This window comes from Klebsiella sp. 2680 (assembly GCF_900198535.1).
Taxonomy (GTDB): Bacteria; Pseudomonadota; Gammaproteobacteria; order Enterobacterales; family Enterobacteriaceae; genus Klebsiella; species Klebsiella indica.
Genome location: NZ_FZNJ01000001.1, coordinates 283368 through 305520 on the forward strand (window position 1 = coordinate 283368; position 22153 = coordinate 305520).

At 54.0% G+C, this 22153-nt stretch carries 18 protein-coding genes and 1 other RNA gene; 12 read left to right on the forward strand and 7 right to left on the reverse strand.

Annotated features, from left to right (window positions below):
- The first annotated feature begins 436 nt into the window (after window positions 1-436).
- Genes FN037_RS01490 through FN037_RS01525 form a run of 8 tightly spaced genes read left to right on the forward strand, consistent with a single transcriptional unit; the run spans window position 437 to window position 8219 of the window.
- Window positions 437-1534 (forward strand): ABC transporter ATP-binding protein, encoded by a 1098-nt coding sequence (locus FN037_RS01490; protein ID WP_142501414.1) that lies wholly within the window; start codon window positions 437-439, stop codon window positions 1532-1534.
- Window positions 1531-2175: an ABC transporter permease gene (locus FN037_RS01495; RefSeq protein WP_138358709.1), complete on the forward strand. Its 645-nt coding sequence runs from the start codon at window positions 1531-1533 to the stop codon at window positions 2173-2175. Before FN037_RS01490 ends, FN037_RS01495 begins: the two co-directional genes overlap by 4 nt.
- 3 nt (window positions 2176-2178) lie before the next feature.
- Complete coding sequence (locus tag FN037_RS01500) at window positions 2179-2859, forward strand: ABC transporter permease (protein ID WP_142501415.1); 681 nt, start codon at window positions 2179-2181, stop codon at window positions 2857-2859.
- Between the two features lie 33 nt (window positions 2860-2892).
- The gene (locus FN037_RS01505) at window positions 2893-3780 is read left to right on the forward strand and encodes an ABC transporter substrate-binding protein (protein WP_142501416.1); all 888 of its coding nucleotides are present in this window, start codon (window positions 2893-2895) and stop codon (window positions 3778-3780) included.
- A gap of 18 nt (window positions 3781-3798) precedes the next feature.
- A complete protein-coding gene (hutH, locus tag FN037_RS01510; RefSeq protein ID WP_138358703.1) occupies window positions 3799-5358 on the forward strand; it encodes a histidine ammonia-lyase in 1560 nt (519 codons plus the stop codon).
- A complete protein-coding gene (locus FN037_RS01515; RefSeq protein ID WP_138358701.1) occupies window positions 5351-6547 on the forward strand; it encodes a CaiB/BaiF CoA transferase family protein in 1197 nt (398 codons plus the stop codon). The genes hutH and FN037_RS01515 overlap by 8 nt, the downstream gene beginning before the upstream one ends.
- Before the next feature lie 15 nt (window positions 6548-6562).
- On the forward strand, window positions 6563-7459 hold the full coding sequence (locus FN037_RS01520) for a 3-hydroxyacyl-CoA dehydrogenase family protein (RefSeq protein WP_142501417.1): 897 nt from the start codon (window positions 6563-6565) through the stop codon (window positions 7457-7459).
- Window positions 7452-8219 carry an enoyl-CoA hydratase/isomerase family protein gene (locus tag FN037_RS01525; RefSeq protein ID WP_138358697.1) on the forward strand — a complete coding sequence of 256 codons (768 nt, stop codon included), beginning with the start codon at window positions 7452-7454 and terminating at the stop codon, window positions 8217-8219. Before FN037_RS01520 ends, FN037_RS01525 begins: the two co-directional genes overlap by 8 nt.
- Here FN037_RS01525 and FN037_RS01530 read toward each other — a convergent pair.
- Window positions 8216-8785: a HutD family protein gene (locus FN037_RS01530; RefSeq protein ID WP_138358695.1), complete on the reverse strand. Its 570-nt coding sequence runs from the start codon at window positions 8783-8785 to the stop codon at window positions 8216-8218. The two genes, FN037_RS01525 and FN037_RS01530, sit on opposite strands and share 4 nt — an antisense overlap.
- On the reverse strand, window positions 8782-9543 hold the full coding sequence (gene hutC, locus FN037_RS01535; RefSeq protein WP_142501418.1) for a histidine utilization repressor: 762 nt from the start codon (window positions 9541-9543) through the stop codon (window positions 8782-8784). The genes FN037_RS01530 and hutC overlap by 4 nt, the downstream gene beginning before the upstream one ends.
- Before the next feature lie 106 nt (window positions 9544-9649).
- On the opposite strand from hutC, the gene FN037_RS01540 reads away from it, so the two are divergent.
- The gene (locus FN037_RS01540) at window positions 9650-11032 is read left to right on the forward strand and encodes a formimidoylglutamate deiminase (RefSeq protein WP_142501419.1); all 1383 of its coding nucleotides are present in this window, start codon (window positions 9650-9652) and stop codon (window positions 11030-11032) included.
- A gap of 550 nt (window positions 11033-11582) precedes the next feature.
- Complete coding sequence (locus FN037_RS01545; protein ID WP_138358689.1) at window positions 11583-11900, forward strand: hypothetical protein; 318 nt, start codon at window positions 11583-11585, stop codon at window positions 11898-11900.
- Window positions 11901-12024: 124 nt separating this feature from the next.
- Here FN037_RS01545 and FN037_RS01550 read toward each other — a convergent pair whose 3' ends face one another.
- From FN037_RS01550 to FN037_RS01560, 3 genes are all read right to left on the reverse strand, one after another.
- A complete protein-coding gene (locus tag FN037_RS01550; protein WP_138358687.1) occupies window positions 12025-12273 on the reverse strand; it encodes a GlsB/YeaQ/YmgE family stress response membrane protein in 249 nt (82 codons plus the stop codon).
- Window positions 12274-12770: 497 nt separating this feature from the next.
- Entirely contained in the window at window positions 12771-13181 is a 411-nt protein-coding gene (gene menI / locus FN037_RS01555; RefSeq protein ID WP_142501420.1) for a 1,4-dihydroxy-2-naphthoyl-CoA hydrolase, read from the reverse strand.
- The gene (locus tag FN037_RS01560; protein ID WP_142501421.1) at window positions 13178-16234 is read right to left on the reverse strand and encodes an FAD-binding and (Fe-S)-binding domain-containing protein; all 3057 of its coding nucleotides are present in this window, start codon (window positions 16232-16234) and stop codon (window positions 13178-13180) included. The genes menI and FN037_RS01560 overlap by 4 nt, the downstream gene beginning before the upstream one ends.
- Before the next feature lie 203 nt (window positions 16235-16437).
- Here FN037_RS01560 and ydiK point away from each other — a divergent pair, with 203 nt between their 5' ends.
- Window positions 16438-17559, forward strand: coding sequence for an AI-2E family transporter YdiK (ydiK, locus tag FN037_RS01565; RefSeq protein ID WP_138358681.1), 1122 nt, complete (start codon window positions 16438-16440; stop codon window positions 17557-17559).
- Window positions 17560-17883: 324 nt separating this feature from the next.
- Window positions 17884-17991: antisense sRNA RprA (rprA, locus tag FN037_RS01570), an RNA gene on the forward strand.
- Here the strand turns inward: rprA and FN037_RS01575 are convergent.
- Window positions 17991-20360, reverse strand: coding sequence for a glycoside hydrolase family 3 N-terminal domain-containing protein (locus FN037_RS01575; protein WP_142501422.1), 2370 nt, complete (start codon window positions 20358-20360; stop codon window positions 17991-17993). The two genes, rprA and FN037_RS01575, sit on opposite strands and share 1 nt — an antisense overlap.
- Window position 20361: 1 nt before the next feature.
- Complete coding sequence (locus FN037_RS01580; RefSeq protein ID WP_142501423.1) at window positions 20362-21762, reverse strand: MFS transporter; 1401 nt, start codon at window positions 21760-21762, stop codon at window positions 20362-20364.
- Window positions 21763-22153 lie beyond the last annotated feature (391 nt).

Genomic DNA, 22153 nt, shown 5'->3' on the forward strand with positions numbered 1-22153 from the left:
CTTTTTCAATACTCTTGTATATACATGATAAGCACATATGATGCCAAAGTGGGATTTATTTTTTTATTGATTAAAAACAATTAGATAAACAAATAAAGAATGAGAGGGATAATATAACACCGTAATAATCCGCCATTAAAGCATCAATATAGTGCAAATAAATCAATAATTCGCACCATATAAGTGCAATAAAACAGAAATTTAACATCGCAATACAGCTATAGCGCGCATTTCATACCGCTTATGGTAGAGGATTCATTCTCTATTTTTATAAAAAAATAAAAAAAATTATTGTTATTCAACAAATTAATTAATTAACAAAATGATAACCGAGTGAATGGCACAGGGTTTGCTAGTTGTACATACAAGGATATACATAAATGACTTTACACTGCCGTTTTTACCTGTCGGCAGGAAGAAACCATAAGGCGTGACGATGATTACTTTTAATAATGTGACCAAGCATTACGACGATGGCACGGTAGTGGTGGACGGTCTGAGTCTGGTTGCGCCAGGCGGTAAAATTACTGTCCTGGTGGGACCATCCGGGTGCGGGAAAACCACGTCGCTACGGATGATCAACCGGCTGGTTGAACCCTCTTCCGGCACCATCCTGCTCAATGGTGAAACCACCGCTCAGATGGATGTTGTGCACCTGCGTCGGCGAATTGGTTATGTGATTCAAAACGCCGGGCTGTTCCCGCATAAAAATATCATCGATAACATTGCCACTACCGCGATTCTTAACGGCATGACGAAAAGTAAGGCCAGAGCCAGAGCCGCGGAACTACTGGAAGTGGTGGGTCTGGCGCCGCAACTGGCGAAAAGATACCCGTGGCAATTATCCGGCGGCCAGCAGCAACGTGTCGGCGTGGCGCGAGCGCTGGCTTCTGATCCCGAGTTTATGTTAATGGACGAGCCTTTCAGCGCCGTCGATCCGGTAGTCCGTGAGCAATTACAGGAAGAATTCCTGCGCATCCAGAAAGAAGTGAGTAAGACCATTATCATGGTCACTCACGATATTGATGAAGCCATGAAGCTGGGCGATCGGGTCGCGGTTCTCAAGCCCGGCGGTAAACTGGCACAGCTGGCAACCCCAGGGGAATTACTCAACGCGCCACAAAGTGAATTTGTCGCTGACTTTATTGGCCGCGACCGCGGCTATCGCAAACTGAGCTTCCACAGCTCTGGCCCGCTGTCCGGTATCCGCCCGGAACCTACCGTGGAAATGGGCGCCTCCCATGCTCAGGCGTGCAATATCGCCCCTCAGCGCTGGCTGCTGGTGACCCATAATGGCAAAGCCTGCGGCTGGTTTGACACCTATCAGCCGGTTGGGGCAATTACCCCGGAAACCATCAACCTTGGCGCCACCTTCTTCCCGCAAGGGGGAACGCTGCGTCAATTGCTCGATTCGGCTTTGAGCTCGCCCTGTCATCGCGCCGTTGTGGTTGACGCCCGGCACGCGCCGGTCGGAACACTGGCGCTGGAGCATGTTCTGGATGCCTGTAAGTCAATGACCCAGGAGGCATCATGAGATTTGACTGGTTGTGGGGGCAAAGAGAAAATATTCTTAATTTGTTGATCTGGCACAGCTATTTATCCATTACGCCGATTGTGATTGGCCTGTTGTTGGCCATTCCCGCAGGCTGGGCGGTATATAGCGTGCCAAAAGCAAAAAGCGTTATTCTCAATCTCTTTGGCTTACTTTATACCATTCCGTCCCTGGCCCTGTTTGTGCTGCTACCGGCCATATTAAACACACAAATCCTCGACCCGATAAACGTGGTGGTGGCGCTGACTATTTATAGCTTCGCCCTCCTGGTGCGCACGGTCTGTGACGGTCTGGATTCCGTCTCCACCGACACCCGGCAATCGGCATGCGCTTTGGGTTACAAACCGATACAGCAGTTTTTCCAGATCGATCTGCCGCTGGCCGTACCGGTTATTGGTTCAGGAATGCGCGTTGCGGTCGTGTCCAACGTCAGTATTGTCTCCGTCGCCGCGCTGATTGGCACCCCACAGCTCGGTTCACTGTTCACCCAGGGATTCCAGCTGCAGTTTCTTACCCCAATCATCGCGGGCATCGTGCTGTGTATTGTGCTGGCGTTTGTACTGGATTGCCTGGTGGTCGCGGGCACCCGCGCGTTAAGCCGTTGGCAACCGAAAAGAGGATGATGTATGTCTGAATGGTTTTTCAATCTCAGCCACTGGTACGGCGATGACGGCATCATCCCTTTACTGTTACAGCATATCGCCTATAGCGCAGTGGCGCTGGTTATTGCCATAGCTATCGCTTTCCCGGTTGGTTGTTACACCGGCCACACAGGCAAAGGCGAAGCACTGCTTATCGGCGCCACAAACGCGTTACGTTCCCTGCCCTCGTTTGGCCTGATTATTTTACTGGTGATCCTGATGTCGAGCTGGTTCGAATCGGATATGGCTTTCGTGCTGCCCTGCATTGTCGTGCTGGTGGTGCTGGCGCTGCCGCCAGTGGCATTGGGGGTACATGCCGGGATTCGTTCTGTTGATCCCAGCGTCCACGATGCGGCCAGCGGGATCGGCCTGACGCCATTGCAGGTGTTAATGCAGGTGGAACTGCCCTGCGCCACGCCGCTGATTATTTCAGGTATTCGTAGCGCCACCCTGCAAATCATCTCAACCGCCACAATTGCCGCTTATGTTTCGCTGGGCGGGCTGGGACGGTTGATTATTGATGGCCGGGCGGCAAACGATTTTGCCCAGATGACCGCAGGCGCCGTGCTTGTCGCGCTGCTGGCTCTGCTCATTGATTTTATTTTCTCGCTTTCCGAGAAAATGATCGTCTCGCCGGGACTTTCCCGACGCACCAAAAACATGTGATGTCCTGCCCTTTAACTCCAGAAGGTTAATACGATGAATATCAAAAAACGCTATTTGACGCTGTTCAGTGCCGCCATCTTATCTGTCGCCTCTTCTGTCTGGGCAGCGCCCACGACGAGCACAAAAGTGATTATCGGATCGGCCGATTTCCCTGAGAGCCAACTGCTGGCAACGATTTACGCTGGCGCGCTGGAAGCGAAACATATTCCGGTCGAGAAAAAACTCAATATCGGTAGCCGTGAAGTTTATATCCCGGCATTGCTGGATGGTTCGATCAACGTTATCCCGGAATATAGCGGCGCGCTGCTGAGCTACCTGGATGCCAGCAACCAGGCCCACAGCCCAGAAGATGTGGCAACAGCGCTGGCGGGCAAACTGCCGAAGAACGTGAAGATGCTTAATATCTCAATGGCGCAAGACAGCGATGTGTTGGTCGTAACCCGGAAAACAGCGGACAAATACAACCTGAAAACGATTGATGACCTGAAACCGATCGCTGGCAAACTGGTGCTCGGCGGCCCCGCGGAGTGGAAAACACGTCATGAAGGCGTTCCGGGTCTGCGTGATGTGTACGGGCTGAATTTCAAAAGCTTTAAAGTGCTGGATGTCGCGGGACCGCTGACAATCAACGCGCTGAAAAACAACCAGATTCAGGTGGCTGATTTAACCTCCACCGCGCCAGAAATCCAGAAAGATCACTTTGTTGCGCTGGGCGATCCGAAAAACTTATTTGCCGCGCAGAATATCGTACCGATTGTCGCCAGCAACACGCTGACCCCGGAAATCGAAAGTACGTTGAATAAGATTTCGGCGCAACTGACCACCAAAGACCTGATCGCCATGAATGAACAGCTCGCGGAATTCACCAACATTGATGACGTTGCGCATCAGTGGCTGGTGAAACACGGCCTTAACAAGTAAGTAAGGAATGGTTTGCTGATGACGACACATCTCTCTTCTCCCGCACAACCACGGGATGCCGTGATATTAGGCAGAACCCGTACCACCATCGAAGAGCTGGTACGCATCGCCGACGGAGCACCAGTTATACTGGAGCCTGACGCGCTGGCCCATATGGATAATGTGAGCCGTTTTATCCACAAAGCGATTGCCGATGGTAAGGTGATTTACGGTCTGACGACAGGTGTGGGAGACCTGGTGACCGAACGTCTATCCGCAGATCAAATTGGTCAGATGCAAATGAACATGCTGCGCAGCCATGCCTGCGGCATGGGACCGGATCTTTCAGCGCGAGAGGTCCGCGCCCTGATGGCGGTGATGCTGAAATCCCTGTTACAGGGATATAGCGGCGTCAGCGCCGAGCTGGCGCGCCGCATGTGCCAGATGCTAAACCAGCATGTTACCCCGTGGTCGCCCGCAGGCGGCTCGGTGGGTTATCTGATCGCCACAGCCCATATCGGACTGTCGGTGTTCGGTGAAGGAAAATGCTGGTATCAGGGACAACTGTTGCCGTCCAGTCAGGCTCTGGACAGAGCGGGGATCGCTGCGTATACCCCGGGCCCTCGTGAAGGTCATGCGTTAATCAGCGGAACCTATGAAATTACCGCCCTGGGTTGTCTGGCCATCGGTGATTTTGAACAACTGCTGCCGGTGGCTGATATGGCTGGCGGGATGTGTCTGGAAGCCATGAAAGGCAATACCCGCGGCTATGATGCCCGATTGCACGCCCTGCGCCCGCATGATGGACAACAGGAAACCGCGCGTATTTTGCGTTGTCTGCTGCGTGACAGCGAAATCCTTACGCACTATCGCGATCACAGAGTACAGGATGCGCTTAGTCTGCGCTGCATTCCCCAAATCCACGGCGCGGTGCGCGATCAACTGGCCCACTGCCGACAAATTGTGACCACCGAACTCAACGCCGTGACCGACAACCCGGTATTTTTAATTGAAAACAATGAATTAGTTGTTCTCCCGGGGGGCAATGGCCATGGCGCCCCCCTGGCGCTCGCCCTGGATGCGCTGGCCGTCTCCATTGCTCAAATCAGCACCGCTTCACAGGCACGTTCCGACCGTATTACGAACGTGCATCTCAGCGGTCTGCCCGCTTTCCTGATCGGCGCGAGCGGCCCGAATTCCGGCATGATGATCCCACCCTATGTCGCCGCCGCGCTGGCCGGGGATAACCGCAGTCTTGCCGCGCCTGCCAGCGTACATACCGTCTCTACCTGCGCCGGACAAGAGGATCATATCAGTATGGGCGTCTCATCCGCCCGTAAGGCCGTAAAAGCTGTCGAAAACGCGCGGGATATAGTGGCCATTGAATTGCTGTGCGCCTGCCAGGCCATTGAATTTCATCGGCCGTTACGTGCCTCGGTCGGGACAGAACTGACGCTGTCACAGGTTCGCCAGATAGTGGAATTTCGCCAACGTGATACCGCGCTCTATCCGGATATGCACGCAGTGCGCGATCTGATTGCCAGCGGTGTACTGAGCCACCAGTTACGCGCCCTGTTTGAGGAGAAACACGATGACTGAAGCATTACAAGCGCTGCATGGTATACGGGTGCTCGATTTATCCCGCGTGCTGGCCGGACCGTGGTGCGCTTCACTGCTCAACGATCTCGGCGCGGAAGTGATCAAGATTGAGATGCCTGGCAGTGGTGATGATTCCCGCCACTTCACACCGCATATTGGCGGCGAAAGCAGCTACTTTATGCAACTCAATCATGGCAAAAAAAGCGTCACGCTAAATCTGAAAAACCCACAGGGGCTGGCGATCCTGAAACAACTGGTGGCCAGCGCCGACGTGCTGGTCGAGAACTTTCGCCCCGGCGTTACCGCGCGCCTTGGCATTGATTACCCGACGCTGCAGGCGATAAACCCGCGGCTGGTGTACGTCAGTATTTCCGGTTTTGGCCAACAAGGGCCGCTTGCGCACAAACCCGCCTATGATCATATTATTCAGGCAATTGGCGGCATCATGCAGGTTACCGGCTGGGCGGATGGCGAGCCGACACGCGTAGGCGATGCCATCGGCGATGTGGTCGCCGGTTTGTACGGCAGTTGGGCAGTGCTGGCGGCATTATTGCAGCGCGGTATCAACGGTAAAGGCCAGCACCTGGATGTATCGATGCTTGACACCATGGTTACATTACAAATGGTGTCATTAATCCAGTGGATTGGCGGGCAACCCGCTGCTGGCAGGCTGGGTAACGCTCATCCGATCAGCGCGCCAATGGACAGCTATCGCGCACAGGATGGATATATTGTGATTGCCGTCGCCAACGATAAACTCTTTCGCCAGCTTGCTGAAGCGATGGAATACCCCGCATTAATGGACGATACCCGCTTCGCCAGCGATCCTCAGCGCCTGGCTCATCAGCAGGAATTACGGGAAGTCATCGAATGCTGGCTGGCGACGAAAACCATCAGCCAGGCGCAGGCCATACTGGATATCGCCGGAGTACCGGCTTCCCCGGTACTCCGGCTGGATCAGATCCTCGCCAGCGACTATGCCCGGCAACGCCAACTGGTCAAACAGGTTGAACACCCCCAGGCCGGAAATATTGCGATTGTCCCGCAACCGGTCAAGATGAGCGGCGCCAGCGGGGAACCCGCGTTACTGCCTCCCCTGCTCGGGGAACATACGCATGCCGTTTTGCGCGACATTCTCGGTATGGATGACGCAACCTTAGCGCAACTGCACACGCAGGGCGTAATTTAACCAGCGGAGAGAAATATGCCAGTCATTAAAAACGTGGCGGTCATTGGCGCGGGAACCATGGGGGCGCGTATCGCCGCGGTCATGGCGCGCGCAGGGTATCATGTCCATCTGTGGTCACGCTCGGCGCACACGCTGCAAACGGCGCGCTCGCTAATTGAGTCTCTGGGCGTGACGACCTCGATTCACTACAGTAGCCAGCTGGAAACCTGCCTTGCGGAGGCCGATATCGTTTCAGAAAACATCGCCGAAGATACGTCGCTGAAACAAAGCTTGCTGCAAACCATTGAACAACAGATTTCCGCAGATTGCCTGTTGACCACAAATACGTCCAGCATCTCTATTACCTTGCTGGCATCCGCGCTACGCGACCCTTCGCGGCTGATTGGCATGCACTGGTTTAACCCTGCGGATATTATGCCAATGATTGAGATTGTGCGGGGCGAAAAAACCAGCGAACACATTTGTCAGCGGATACGGGAAATTTGTCAGCATCTTGGCAAAGAGACCATCACCGTCAATCAGGATATTCCTGGGTTTATTATCAACCGATTACAGTACGCCATGCTGCGTGAAGCACTGTATCTGGTTAGCGCGGGTATCGGTTCGATTGAAGATGTAGACCGGGCGGTACAACGCACGCTGGCCCCCCGCTGGGCGGCAATGGGGCCCATGAAGCTCATGGATTTCGCTGGGCTGGATACGGTAGAGAAAGTTGCCGCGCTGCTGTTGCCTGCGCTGGATAACAGCAGCACGCTACCGGACTGGCTAAACGAAACGATCTCCGCCGGTAAGCTGGGCGTCAAAAGCGGCGCGGGGTTTTATTCATGGCCCGGAGAGAGTGCGATGGACGCCATGCGGCAGCGTGATGCGCTGGTGAATAGCCTCGCGTCAAGGAGCGTGGAAAATGAGTGAAATTCTCTGTCGCTATGAAGAGGCGGTTGCTATTGTGACCCTGAACCGCGCGGAAAAATATAACGCCCTCACCGCCGGGATGCTCGACGCCCTGCTGAGCACGCTAAAAACACTCGATCAGCAACCTGAAGTAAGGGCGATAGTGCTATCAGGCGCGCCGCGCGCGTTTTCTGCTGGCGCGGATATCGGCACCCTGGCGGCTGCATCGGCCACCACGCTATGGCGCAGCGGTTTTAGTGAAAAATGGGACCAGATCGCCTGCATCGAAAAACCCCTTATTGCCGCCGTATCCGGCTATGTGCTCGGTGGTGGTCTGGAACTGGCGTTGCTGTGCGATATTATCATTGCCGATGACACCGCGAAATTTGCTTTACCGGAGAGCCAGATCGGCATTATTCCTGGCGCTGGCGGAACTCAGCGGCTGGTTCGCGCGGTAGGAAAATCGCTGGCGATGGAGATGCTGCTGACCGGCAGACGTATTAGCGCAGAAGAGGCGCACCAGGCTGGCTTAATCAGCCAACGGGTCAACGCCGGAGAGTCGGAAATCCACGCGCTGACGGTGGCAAAACAGATTGCCCGCGCAGCGCCGCTGGCGGTGCAGATGATTAAGAAAGCGGTCAATGCCAGCTATGAAATGCCCCTTAGCGCCGGGGTCGCATATGAGCGGGCGCTCTCGGCGTTGATCGCGGATAGCGACGATCGGGCCATCGGGATGACGGCGTTTAAAAACAAGCAAACGCCGCAATTTACCGGGCGCTAAGCGCTTACTGGCAAAGGGCTAAGCGTGACACTCGCCACGCGATTTTTGGCGCTCCTCGCCAGAATCACCGTTGCGGGTGCGTCAATCAGCAGGCTGTCGTAATGGTGCAGACAATGACAGTGTTCGCCGACCCGAATATCCAGCGTATCGCCAGCATTAAACAGCAGCAATGTCCCTGTATGATGTGCCCATTCTCCGCCATCGACCCAACGCACCGCCGCCCGTACCGTGGCGGCATCATAGATAACGTTAAAATCGAGCAACGGGCCACCGCTGATCTGACAGGAAACATCGCTATCGCCACGAAAATCGGTCGCCTGAAATGGCGGAATAAACGCGCTTTGCTGACCGTCGATCGTCAGATACATCCCGCCCCCTTCCAGCACGCTGATATTTCTCAAATAACCGGGAAAGCGGGAAAAAGGCCCATCATTACGGATCGTGGCGAGAGATATTCGCCAGGCATACTGTTCGCAGGAAGGGTAACGCAACACTTCACGGGTGATCCCCTGCCCGTTTTTCCATCGCATCTCAGTATATTGCGCATGGGGCAGATGGCGGATCATTTACGCATACTCCCTTCCAGACGGTAGCGCGATCCTGGGTAGACCAGACGTACGCTGGTAACGATTTTTTTATCCTGCCGTCCGGTCCAGGTACGGCGGTTAACCTGCAGGCACGGCGTGTGCTCATTAATTTCCAGGTAGGCACACTCAACCCGACTGACATTTACCGCTTCAATGATATGCTCCCCTTCCACGATAGGTGCAATCGAGGAAAGATAGGCATTTGGCGTGATACGGGTAAAGTCCTGTTGCAGATAGTCCGGGGCGATCAACGCATTGACCAACCGATCTTCCAGCATGATCGGCACGCCATTTTCGTAATGGCAAATCAAGGAGTGAAACAAACGACTGCCCATGGGGAGATTAAGCAGCAGCGTTTGCTGAGTATCGGCCTGTAACTGGGTCAACTCCAGGACGCGTGCGTGATGGCGATGGCCGCGGCTGGCTATCTCATCGGCGATATTATTTATATCCAGCAGCGCCGACTGCCCGCGCACCTCCGCCACAAACGTTCCGACGCCCTGCATACGGACCAGTAACCCTTCAGCGGTCAATTCCCGCAGCGCCCGGTTGATGGTCATGCGACTGTAGCCGAACTGGCTAACCAGTTCACTCTCGGAAGGCACCCGGTAGTTCACCGGCCAGACACCACTATGGATATTGGTTTTGATCATATTTTTTACCCTTTCATAGAAAGGGGCTGGTTGATCCAGGCATTCCTCACCCACGACAACTTTACACACATCGTTTTGTGCCATAACTGTTTCCTCCCCTGATGACTATTAAAGTTTACTCTATGCACTATTGGATGTATATATATAAACATGTATATACATTTAATCATCATCAAACCGGAGTGGAAATATGGCGGTATATTTTGCGGCGAAAGCGCTTCTGCCGCAGGGCTGGGAAAACAATGTCAAAATAAGCGTCTCCGCCCAGGGCATCATTACCTCAGTGGAGAGCAACACTGTCGCGGATGAGCATAGCATCAGGCTTAACGGCTTGCTCGTGCCGGGTATGCCTAATCTCCACTCTCACGCGTTTCAACGCGCGATGGCCGGCCTTACTGAAGTGGTCGGCAATCCCGCCGATAGCTTCTGGACCTGGCGAGAATTGATGTATCGGCTGGTTGATAAAATCACCCCCCAACAACTCGAAACGATCGCCAGCTATCTGTACATCGAAATGCTAAAAGCAGGTTATACCTCAGTGGCGGAGTTCCACTATCTGCACCATGATCGGGGGGGTAAACCTTACGCGCAGCCAGCGGAACTGGCATTACGCATTTCGCAGGCGGCAAAAACGGCGGGTATCGGTCTGACCCTACTGCCGGTACTCTACTCTTACTCCGGCTTTGGCGACCAACCTGCCTCCGCCGGACAGGCACGCTTTATCAACACTACCGATCGCTATCTGGCGATCTACGATGCCATTACCGCGCAACTTGCCGACGAACCGATGCAGCGCAGCGGCCTGTGCTTTCATTCCCTGCGTGCGGTTACCGAGGAGCAGATGCGTATTGTACTTGCCGCCAGATCGCATAAGCAGCCCGTCCACATTCATATTGCCGAGCAGCAAAAAGAGGTGGACGATTGCGTCGCATGGTCTGGTCTGCGCCCGGTGGAGTGGCTCTACCGCCATATGCCGGTAGATGAGCGCTGGTGTCTTATCCATGCCACCCATCTGACAACCGAGGAAACCCGACAGATTGCGCACTCCGGCGCTGTCGCGGGCCTGTGTCTGACCACGGAAGCCAACCTGGGCGACGGTATTTTCCCGGGGCAGGATTATTTAGCGCATCAAGGCAACTGGGGAATAGGTTCCGACAGCCATATCTCGGTCAATGTCGCTGAGGATTTACGCTGGTTTGAATACGGCCAACGACTGAACCACCGGCGGCGCAATCTTCTTCATACCGCAAACGAACCCTATATCGCCAATGTACTGTATCAGGAGGCGTTAAATGGCGGACGCCAGGCTCTTGGGCAACCCGTCGGACTGATTGCCGCAGGTGAGCGCGCAGATATGCTGGAACTTAACGGTCACGACCCGTTTCTCGCCACCGCCAGCGATCGCGAAATTCTGAATCGCTGGATATTTGCCTGTGCTACCAATCCAATTAAAAATGTCATGACCGGGGGTCGCTGGGTTATTGAAGATGGTCGACATGCTCATGAAGATAAAATTACCGCAGAGTTTATCGCGGTTATGAAACAGCTGACTGGCGTGGCACCCTCCCGGTAGATATTTTCACGCCTTGCGACGAAACCCGTTGTTCGCTTCGCGGAGTGACGCCGCACAGACTGCGGCGTCGACCCGGCTGGATAAATCGCCGATATGCCTGCCCACGATGTTGCCGCGCAGCCCAATAGACGACGGCGGCACACACGATGGCGCGGCACTGCCTGAGATATTCGGCCTGTGGATCTCGCTAACCTTCGTGAGAAAAAAATGCAGAAAGATTTCTATACTGCCATCCGACTCGTGTACAATATTTCGTCAACTTTTTTTCATTTTTGAATGCAATGTCGCAATGCAAATTATCAGGAAGGTATGTAGTACTGGATTATGGATATTGAAACAGACGTTATGTCGATGTGTATGGCTATATTGTTAATTATAAGCGTTTTGCTCGATTAACCTCTTCCTCGCCAAAATTGTGAGCCTCGTCGTCGTCGGCCAGGCCTTCACATTCGTGATAAAATATGAAGATTCATAGGATTCACCCGCCCGGGGATTGCTTGCCAAAAGCCAGGCCTCTAAGCTTCATTCACAAACTTACGAGGTACCTGAAATGAATAAAACGCTTATTGCACTGTTCACCCTTGTTTCGATCACCGCCGCCAGCGCGTTTGCTGCAGATAAAACCGAAGCCCCGACACCGGCAGACGTCAATGCAGGGCATCCGCCATTTGAACTGGCTCAGGGACACGGCCCAATGCCATTTCCCCCTTTTCCACCGAAAAAGCCGGTAATATTCTCCGCAACGGTAGCAACGGATAATCCGGTGGAAACGATCAATAAACTCACGCCGCTTATTCCGGCAAACAAAGCCAAACATTACGAAGTCCGCGTGGAAGTGGTTCCCGTGCCTGATATCCCGGGTGCATAAGCCCATATTTTCGCTGTGGATTTACCTGTGTCGAATAGGCCATCGGTTATCTACAGATATTAAAAAAGCTGCCAGCAAAACTGGCAGCTTTTTATTTTATAGCACACGTTGCGCGCAGGCAGAATTAGCTCTTAATTTTCCGGTAGATAAACAGCACAACCAGTGCGCCGATCACCGCCACGACAAAGCTGCCGAAATTAAAGCCATCGACCTTACCAAATCCGAAGAAGGTACTAATCCAGCCCCCGACAACCGCACCGATGACGCCGAGAATTACAGTAACGATAAATCCGCCGCCGTCTTTCCCCGGCATAATCCACTTGGCCAAAATACCGGCGATAAGACCAAAAATGATCCATGAAATGATACCCATAGCTAACTCCGTCCTCTTGTTACCTTGTAAATCTCTCGTATTTAAGAGCTTAGCATAAATATGAAGAGGGATTAATAAATTTATATTTCACCGACAACACCTTGTCATCTGGAAGATAATGGTCTAAAGACAGCAGAACGAGCGAAATCAAATAAACCGCAAAGGACAAATTATCTACTGATTAATTCCTGATAAGAACATGGGTATATCCGCTGAATAATTCGAGTCGCCGCACAACACGGTTAACCGTTTGAACAGGCAGGCCCGGGAAGGGGAAACGATCGGGGGGAAATTCCCCCTCAGATGGCTGACAAAGTGCGTTTTTCAGCCATTGCCCGGCAGCACTTGCGCGGGCCGACGAAAAAACCAGAACATACGGATATTATTAATTTTGTAGGCCGGATAAGGCGCAGACGCCATCCGGCGGAAATGCAGGCACACTATCTAAACCGGTTTGCCATCAGCCTCAGGGGGAAAGATCCCCCTTCTCAGTCACTTTATATCACCGCCGTTGTCAGTCGCGATGAACAACAGAGGCGCCCCTGCGCATCAGAAATATCGATTTGCCAGACCTGGTGACGGGAGCCAATATGCAGCGCCCGGCACACGCCGCGAACCCTGCCGCTGCGCACCGCGCGAATGTGGTTGGCATTCACCTCCAGACCCACGACTTTCTGTTCACCTTCACAGCACAAATAGCCAGCGACTGAGCCTAGCGTTTCAGCTAATACCACCGATGCGCCGCCGTGCAATAAGCCAAAGGGCTGATGAGTACGCTCATCGACCGGCATGCTGGCCTCAAGGGTATTCTCAGTCAGCGTCTCAAAGCGAATATCCAGCAAGCCGAGCATGTTCCCGTCCCTCATCGCATTCAGCTGTTCCAGGCTGCTCTGACGCCGCCAGATCATCCGATGATCTCCAGCAGCGCCTGCAGCGGATGACGAACGCCACTGCCTTCAATACGCTTCACCTGACTACGACAGGAGTAGCCGGTGGCCAGGCAACGGTTGCGCGGTAATCGCTGCATCGCCTGCTGCCAGGAGAGCGCGTAGATGGCCAGCGAATTAGCATGATTCTTCACTTCATGGCCGTAAGTCCCGGCCATGCCGCAACAGCCGACATTCACGTTCTCCAGCTTCGCGCCGAAACGCGCGAAAATATCCGCCCACTGTTTCGTCGATGCGGGCAGCGCCGTCACTTCGGTACAGTGACCAAACAGATACCACGCCTCGCCGCCTTTATCCTGCGCGATGGTTTCCGTTAACGCCTGCGGCAACCATTCGTGTACCAGCATCACGCGGAAATCGCCTCGCTTATCACCCAGTACCTGGTTGTATTCATCGCGATAGCAGAGCACCAGTGCCGGATCGACGCCCACCATCGGCATACCGAGACGGGCCACACGGTTGAGGAAATCGGCGGTTTTCTGCGCGGTGCGCGCGAATCGCGTCAGGAAGCCTTTAATATGCTGCGCCTTGCCATTCGGAGAAAACGGCAACAACACCGGCTGATAGCCGACCTTTTCGACCAGACGCATGAAATCAGCCACCACCTGCGCATCATAGTAGCTGGTAAACGGATCCTGGACCACCAGCACCCTTTTCGCTTTCTGCTCAGGACTCAGCGCTTCCAGCTGTTCCAGGGTGGTGTTCGCCGAGCGGTGGCCGACCATTTGCTGTTTCAGCGAAGGCGTGGAGAGCAGCGGTAGATCCACCATACCAATATGCTTTTCCGACAGCTTACGCATCCACGGCTGATTAATAAAAAAGTTAAACGTCTTCGGCGCATGCGCCATCAGCGGGGCGTAGGATTCAACCGTCGCCACCAGATGGTCGCGAACCGGGCGCAGATAGCGGCTATGGTAGAGCTGCAGGAAGCGCGAGCGAAACTCCGGCACGTCAATTTTGATCGGGCACTGGGTCGAGCAGGCTTTACAGGCCAGGCAGCCGGACATCGCTTCTTTGACTTCATGGGAGAAATCATACTCCCCTTTACGCGCATGCCAGCTATTGCGGGTACGCGCCACCAGAGTACGCAAACTCGCGCGTTTTTCCGGCAGATCTTTTTCCAGCTGATTAGGGTCGATGCCCCGATCCGCCAGCAGGCGCAGCCACTCGCGCACCAACGTTGCACGGCCTTTCGGCGAATGGATACGATGGTTACTCACCTTCATCGAAGGACACATGGGGCTTTTTGCGTCAAAGTTAAAGCACAGGCCGTTGCCGTTACACTCCATCGCGCCGCGCCATGCACTACGCACCGCAATCGGGATCTGGCGATCGAAAGTCCCGCGTTTAACCGCATCCACTTTCATCATCGGCGCATCAACGCCTTCGGGAGGGCAAATTTTCCCCGGATTCAGCCGGTTATCCGGGTCAAACGCGGCTTTAATTTTACGCAGTTCGCCAAACAGCGCTTCACCAAAGAACGCCGAACTATACTCGGCGCGGAACCCTTTGCCGTGTTCGCCCCACAACAGACCGCCATATTTTGCGGTTAACGCCACGACATCATCGGAGATCCGCTTCATTAGCATCTCTTGCTGCGGGTCGCACATATCCAGCGCCGGGCGCACATGCAGCACCCCGGCATCAACATGACCGAACATACCGTAGCTCAGACCATGTCCGTCCAGCAGCGCGCGAAATTCCACAATATAATCGGCCAGATGTTCCGGCGGCACGCAGGTATCTTCCGCAAAAGGTATCGGTTTAGCGGCCCCTTTGGCATTACCGAGCAGCCCGACCGCTTTTTTACGCATTGCGTAGATACGCTCAATGCCGTCCAGTTCGCTACAAACCTGCCAGCCGATAACGCCAGCCTCGTTACGCGACATCAGTTCATCCAGGCGCTGGCACAGCGTCGCGACTTGATTGTCAATCAGCTCGCCGTCATCACCGGCGAACTCGACAATATTCAGCCCCAGCATCTCTTTATCCGGGACATCGGCGATCAGTTCGCTAACCGAATGCCAGACAATATCCTCCCGCGCCAGATTAAGGACTTTTGAGTCAACGGTTTCCACCGAGAGCGCCTTCGCCTCGACCATAAACGGCGCGTTGCGCAGGGCGGAATTAAATGAATCGTATTTAATATTAACCAGGCGGCGCACCTTCGGCAGGCGCGTAATATCCAGCCGCGCTTCGGTGATAAACGCCAGCGTCCCTTCTGAACCGGTCAAAATGCGCGTCAGGTCAAATTCGCTCATCTCATCATTAAAAACGTGGCGCAGATCGTACCCGGTGAGAAAGCGGTTAAGCTTAGGAAATTTGTCGATAACCAACTGCCGCTGCGTTTTGCAGCGCTGATAGACCGTGCGGTAAATACGCCCGATCGCCGACTGTTCTTCGCCCAGCGTTTCTGCCAGCGCCACGGGAATCGGCTGCGTATCGAGAATGTCGCCGCCCATCAGCACCGAACGCACGCCCAGTACATGGTCGGACGTTTTACCGTAGACCAGCGAACCCTGCCCGGAGGCGTCGGTATTAATCATTCCACCAAGGGTGGCGCGATTACTGGTGGACAACTCCGGGGCGAAAAAGTAGCCATACGGCTTGAGATATTGATTAAGCTGGTCTTTAATAACCCCGGCTTCCACCCGCACCCATCCCTCTTCCGGGTTGATTTCGATAATGCGGTTCATATAGCGGGACATATCGACAATAATGCCGGCATTCAGCGACTGACCGTTAGTCCCGGTCCCGCCGCCTCGCGGGGTAAAAACCAGCGTTTTAAAACGCTCTTCCGCCGCCAGCCTTGCCAGCAGAGCCACATCTGCTGTGGAACGGGGAAATAAAATCGCATCCGGCAACAGTTGATATACACTGTTATCCGTCGCCATCGTCAGCCTGTCGGCGTAACTGGTGGCGGTATCACCGGTAAAACCTTGTTGCTCCAGTACCTGCAAAAAATTCAGCACCAGTTGAACGACACCTGGCGCCTGAGAAATTTGTGGGATCATGACGCTCGACCCTGCCCGACTATGTTGTGTTGTAAGTAATTAAACGTTTGCGTTATGCACTCAACTTTTTATCACATTTTTTTCATATGCGCCCGCCAGAATTAAATGCAAAATCAGGCGCGCAAACTTATTGATATTATTATCAGTACATGGAATTACGCTGCGTCAGCATCCTGACGCGACTGCAAAGGTAAAATTTCACCATGATTAACCCCCATCAGCCCCGCGACATACCGCAAATTCTGTTATCGGTGCTGTTTTTATCCCTGATTATCATTTCCTGCCTGTGGATTGTGCAGCCATTTATCCTGTCGTTTGCCTGGGCCGGTACGGTGGTTATCGCCACCTGGCCGTTGCTCCTGCGCCTGCAACGCCTGCTTTTAGGCAAACGCTCCTTGGCCGTACTGGGGATGACGCTGCTGCTGTTTTTGCTGTTCGTCATCCCCATCGCGTTGCTGGTCAACAGCCTGGTGGATAACAGCACGCCATTAATAAAAGTGATTACCAGCGGCAACTTTACCCCGCCGGATTTGGCATGGTTGAACACTATTCCGCTGGTCGGCGATAAGTTGTATCTCGGCTGGCATAGTCTGCTGGAAATGGGGGGCGCGACGATTATGAGCAAAATTCGTCCCTATATCGGCACCACCACCACCTGGTTTGTCGGGCAGGCGGCGCATATCGGTAAACTCCTGGTTCACTGCGGACTGATGCTGCTATTTAGCGCATTGCTCTACTGGCGCGGCGAACAGGTAGCCTATGGTTTCCGCCACTTTGCCACGCGTCTGGCAGCAAAACGCGGCGATGCGGCGGTGATCCTCGCAGGTCAGGCTATCCGCGCCGTAGCGCTGGGGGTGGTAGTAACCGCGCTGGTCCAGGCGGTCATGGGCGGTATTGGTCTCGCCGTCAGCGGCGTTCCCTACGCCGCGCTGCTCACCGTGGTGATGATTTTCAGTTGCCTGGTGCAACTGGGGCCATTGCTGGTTCTGGTGCCGTCAATTATCTGGCTGTACTGGACGGGCGACACCACCTGGGGAACCGTACTGCTGATATGGAGTTGTGTGGTGGGCACCATGGATAGCTTTATCCGCCCGTTACTGATTCGTATGGGCGCCGATCTGCCGATGATCCTTATTCTTTCCGGCGTTATCGGCGGTCTGGTCGCCTTTGGCATGATAGGCCTGTTTATCGGCCCGGTGCTGCTGGCCGTCTCCTGGCGGCTATACGATGCGTGGGTTAACGAAGCGCCGCCTCCGTCGAAAGATCCCGACCAGGTACTGGAGGAACTCAGCGAACTGAATAACCGCGCATCACTGGATAAGTAAGTGAAAAGGCTGTCGGGAGCGATCACCCATCCCGCGGTTCAGCGCAATGTCAGGAATTCAGGGGGACGAGCGAAACGTCCCCCGACTGTTTATACGCCGGGCATGAGACATCGTCGCGACATATTGCACATGGCACATGCCTCTGCCCAGCCCGGGTAAACAAACATATTTCGTCTTAACCTTAAGAACAACTGATACATCAGACCTAACCGCCCTCTGGTTTCAGCTCGCAGTCCGCATTGACGGCGCAGATTATTAACCCCGATTTAACTATTGGGAGGAATCCGATCGACGCCAAAAGCCGCATTGCCTACTATTTATCCTACGGTTATAGATCAAGACCTTGATTTATAAGCATGGAAATCCCCTGAGTGAAACAATGAATTGCTGTGTGTAGTCTTTGCCCATCTCCCACGATGGGCTTTTTTTTGTCAACTGACTTCACAGCGGCTGATCATGCGCCAGTCTCGCGGCAGTTCGCGAACCTCTCCCTTCACCGTCACGGTTGCCTTCCCGCGAATATCCGCCGATGAAGCACCAATCTGCAGCTCAAACTCGCCGGGCTCGACAATTCGCTTACCGTCACGACGGGTGAAGTTAAGCATATCCACCGGTAACGTGAAATTCAGCGTCGCCGTTTCGCCAGCGTCGAGCGTCACGCGTCGGAACGCTTTTAGTTCCTGTAGTGGACGCACCATCGAGGCCACGTTGTCACGAACGTAGAGCTGAACTACCTCGCTGCCCCGGCGTTCTCCGCAATTACGGACAGCAACCTGAACGACGATGTCACCTGTCACCGCAACTTCCGGCGTCAGCAGACGCGGCGCGGAATAGTCGAACATCGTCCAGCTTTGCCCATACCCAAACGGATAGCGAGAACCAAAGTGAAACGCAAACGGCGTGCCGCCGCTTTTCAGCTTATGATTATAGTAATAGGGCATTGCGCCTGCGCTTTTCGGCACGCTGACCACTAAGCGGCCCTGCGGTTCGGCGCGCCCGGTTAACACATCGGCAATCGCCCAGCCTCCCTCCTGACCTGGCGCCCAGGCCATTATCAACGCCGCGACGCGCTCCTCCAGCCCCTGCAGATTATAAGGTCGCCCGCCGGTCATCACCACAATCACCGGCTTACCGGTGGCGACCAGCGCTTCAAGGAGTTGCTGCTGAACCCCCGGCAGGTTCAGGCTATCAGTATCCGAACCTTCGCCCACGGTGCCGCTCTGGAACAGACCCGCAAGGTCGCCCACACAGGCCACCACCACATCGCTCTCCAGGGCTGCGCTGACCGCATCGGGGATCAGGCGGGTATCCTGTGATACTGGAGACTGCTGCATCGGCCTACCGCCGCTGTCGCCAGGAAATACCGGCGCGCCAGCCATGCGTTGCTCAATGATATGGCACCCTTTGGCATAGCTAACCCGCCCTTCACCAAGATAGTGACGCAGCGCAGTTAACGGCGTTGTCACCTGCGAGACTTCATCCACCATATCGCTGATGATCAGATGCACCGGGAAGCTGTAGCCGCTGAGCAAAGCCAGCGGATCGTCAGCCGTCGGCCCCACTAGCGCGACTTTTGCTTTGCCCTGCAACGGTATCGCCCCGCGGTTTTCCAGCAGCGTCAATGAGCGCGTCGCCACATCCCGGGCGGCCTGGCGGGCGCTGGCCGATTGCAATGTAATGGCAGAAACATCGGTATAAGGGTGTTCAAATAAGCCAAGACGGAACTTCTCCGTCAACGTGCGGGAGACAATTTCATCAATCTTCGCCATAGTGATTAATCCGCGATCCAAAGCCTCCTGCAGATGCCGCGCGCAATCATCTTTCGGCAGCTCCACATCAAGGCCCGCGTTGAATGCCAGCGCTGCCGATTCCGCCGCATCCTGCGCTACGCCGTGGTGCTGATGAAGCAGGCTGATGCCGCCATAGTCGGCGACCACAATGCCATCAAACCCCCACTGTTCGCGCAAAACAGTGGTCAGCAGGAAACGATCGCTGTGGCCCGGTTGGTTATCGATATCGTGATAGGCTGGCATGACCGAGCCCGCATTAGCCAGCTTTACCGCCATCTCAAACGGCAACAGGAAGGTGTCATTGAGTTCGCAGAAACCAAGATGCACCGGGGCATGGTTGCGCGCCCCTTCACTGAATGAATGCCCGACGTAATGTTTCAGCGTCGCCAGCACATCGCGCTTCTCTCCCTGCAATCCATTGACGTAAGCGCAGGCCATCACCCCTACCAGCCAGGGATCTTCGCCAAAGGTTTCTTCGGTACGCCCCCAGCGTACATCGCGCGAAACGTCCAGCACCGGCGCCAGCCCCTGTTTACAGCCGGTGGAACGGGCCTCGTCGCCAATTTCTCGCGCCGCACGCGCTACCAGTTCGGGATCCCAGGTTGATCCATAGTTTAGCGACGATGGAAACAGCGTCGCGTTCTTGCACAACAGTCCAACCAGACACTCTTCATGAAACAGAGCCGGGATCCCCAGCCGGGTCTCTTCCACCAGCATTTTTTGCAAGCGGTTTGCCGCGCGCACAGCGCTGTGCGCGTCGACAATATGCGTACCCAGCGGACGCGTAATTTGCCCGACGCCAGATTTCAGTTTTTCCGCGAGTGAGGTCTGCTCGCTGGCACCGGAAAATTCATCGCTCAAATCACTGCGTTCTTGATGTTCGCCGTTTTCCGCCAGCACCAGCCAGTAGGCATGCATTTGGGCAAATTTTTCTTCGGTCGTCATTCGCGACAGCAAATCCGCCACGCGTTCCGGGACAGGGCGCCGGGCATCCTTGTAAATTACGGTCATATTATTGCTCCTGTAGTGCAGAATTCAGCGCTCTCTGTCCGGACTCTTGCGCACGGAGTTCGCGTTTGCGTGTCAGTTCACGCGCAATCGTGTCCGCCGTGCGGCTATTGAGTTTGTACAACATCAACAGCAGCGCCATGGCGATAAACAGGCTCGATGGCACCAAAGTGAAAAGCGCATTGATGGTATTTAATACCGTGGAGGATTGGTCAAGCGCATTGGGGGCGTAATCAACCATCCCCAGCACCCAACCAACAACAGCGCCCCCTAGCGCCAGGCCAAATTTAATGGCAAACAGTGCAGTGGAAAACACCAGGCCGTCAAGGCGGCGTCCGCTACGATGTTCTTCGTAATCCACGACATCAGAGAACATGGTCCACTGTAGCGGTGTGGTCAGATTTTGCATAAAACCGAAGATGACGTTAAGGCTAAATATTAACCACAGTTGATTCGCGGGAATAAAGAAAATAGCGGCGGCAAAAATAACGTACGTGATAATCGTCCATTGATAGGCGCGCACGCGGTCAAATTTCCCGAGCAGGCGCTCGGATAATAGCGCCCCAAGCAGCGCGGCAATCATCCCGCTCACAATAAAAGTGAACACCATATCCGGGCGCTGCATAACATATTTTACGTAATACATGGTTGCAGAACCACGCGTGACCACGGCGGTTAATAATAGAATATTGAAGATAAAAACTATCCGCCACTGGCTATTTCCTGCCAGTAATTTGAGATCTTTTAATAACGATCCTGAACTATCTCCCGAAGGAGTATAACGCTCACGAGTCAGGAAAAAGCAGCTAAAGAAAAGCACTATGCCAAGAATACCCATCAGACTCATGGCATAAAAATAGCCTTTTTGCGCGTCCCCGTGCCCTAAATATGATACCAGCGGCAGCGCAATCACCGTGACAATCAGACCACCAATAAACGACAGCGCAAAGCGCCACGACTGGAGCGAATGTCGTTCATGCGGGTCCATCGTCAATGCGCCAGGCATGGCGCAATACGGCACATTAATTGCGGAATAGATAAAGCTCAGAATGGCGTAAGTCAGGCAGGCATAAACAATTTTCGCCGTTTCGCCGACATCGGGAACATAGAAAGTAATAATACAGCTTACACCGAACGGAATAGCAAACCACAGCAGCCAGGGACGAAAACGTCCATGACGGGTATGGGTACGGTCCACCAGCGCGCCAATGCAGGGATCGACCACCGCATCAATAACCCTGACAACTAAAAACATCGTGCCCATGATGGCAGCCGGTAAGCCAAATACATCCGTATAGAAATAGGCCAGAAAAAGCGTGGCGGTTTGCCATACCAGCGCGCTGGCCATATCGCCAAGACCATAACCTATTTTATCTTTAGTAGTGAGTACCGAGGAAAGTGTCATTATTATTATCCTGTACACGATAGAAAAGGCATTTCTGTATTTCGTTATCAAGTGTTTCGATAACGTGGTGTCAGTATTAGTAATGAACAACACGGGAACAATTGTCGAAATTAACTGATGGATTACGGTATTTTGTTTTTTTCGTTTTATGTGACTTACCGCAAATAAGCAGGATGAGGGTGTAAAAAATCCCCGCCATTGGACTAATACCGGTCAGTTAAGCGCGCCATCGGCGTTTTATGCTGTTCTGTTTGCTGCTCTATGCAGTTCAATGGCTGATATATATTGCCTTTTTTTTCATGGCATTCAGCACCCGGACAGCCGCTGACTGAGTGCGGGATCATCGCATGGGGGTTGGGCGCATCAGGGAAACCTGGCGAGAACGCAGGTA

Bases quoted from the DNA above. Each gene is read 5' to 3' on its own strand.
- FN037_RS01520 (WP_142501417.1), top strand. From the start codon at position 6,563: ATGCCAGTCATTAAAAACGTGGCGGTCATTGGCGCGGGAACCATGGGG.
- ydiK (WP_138358681.1), top strand. From the start codon at position 16,438: ATGATTAACCCCCATCAGCCCCGCGACATACCGCAAATTCTGTTATCG.
- FN037_RS01560 (WP_142501421.1), bottom strand. From the start codon at position 16,234: ATGATCCCACAAATTTCTCAGGCGCCAGGTGTCGTTCAACTGGTGCTG.
- menI (WP_142501420.1), bottom strand. From the start codon at position 13,181: ATGATCTGGCGGCGTCAGAGCAGCCTGGAACAGCTGAATGCGATGAGG.
- FN037_RS01515 (WP_138358701.1), top strand. From the start codon at position 5,351: ATGACTGAAGCATTACAAGCGCTGCATGGTATACGGGTGCTCGATTTA.
- FN037_RS01505 (WP_142501416.1), top strand. From the start codon at position 2,893: ATGAATATCAAAAAACGCTATTTGACGCTGTTCAGTGCCGCCATCTTA.
- FN037_RS01495 (WP_138358709.1), top strand. From the start codon at position 1,531: ATGAGATTTGACTGGTTGTGGGGGCAAAGAGAAAATATTCTTAATTTG.
- FN037_RS01545 (WP_138358689.1), top strand. From the start codon at position 11,583: ATGAATAAAACGCTTATTGCACTGTTCACCCTTGTTTCGATCACCGCC.
- hutC (WP_142501418.1), bottom strand. From the start codon at position 9,543: ATGGCACAAAACGATGTGTGTAAAGTTGTCGTGGGTGAGGAATGCCTG.
- FN037_RS01540 (WP_142501419.1), top strand. From the start codon at position 9,650: ATGGCGGTATATTTTGCGGCGAAAGCGCTTCTGCCGCAGGGCTGGGAA.
- FN037_RS01530 (WP_138358695.1), bottom strand. From the start codon at position 8,785: ATGATCCGCCATCTGCCCCATGCGCAATATACTGAGATGCGATGGAAA.
- FN037_RS01525 (WP_138358697.1), top strand. From the start codon at position 7,452: ATGAGTGAAATTCTCTGTCGCTATGAAGAGGCGGTTGCTATTGTGACC.
- FN037_RS01490 (WP_142501414.1), top strand. From the start codon at position 437: ATGATTACTTTTAATAATGTGACCAAGCATTACGACGATGGCACGGTA.
- FN037_RS01550 (WP_138358687.1), bottom strand. From the start codon at position 12,273: ATGGGTATCATTTCATGGATCATTTTTGGTCTTATCGCCGGTATTTTG.
- FN037_RS01580 (WP_142501423.1), bottom strand. From the start codon at position 21,762: ATGACACTTTCCTCGGTACTCACTACTAAAGATAAAATAGGTTATGGT.
- FN037_RS01575 (WP_142501422.1), bottom strand. From the start codon at position 20,360: ATGACCGTAATTTACAAGGATGCCCGGCGCCCTGTCCCGGAACGCGTG.
- FN037_RS01500 (WP_142501415.1), top strand. From the start codon at position 2,179: ATGTCTGAATGGTTTTTCAATCTCAGCCACTGGTACGGCGATGACGGC.
- hutH (WP_138358703.1), top strand. From the start codon at position 3,799: ATGACGACACATCTCTCTTCTCCCGCACAACCACGGGATGCCGTGATA.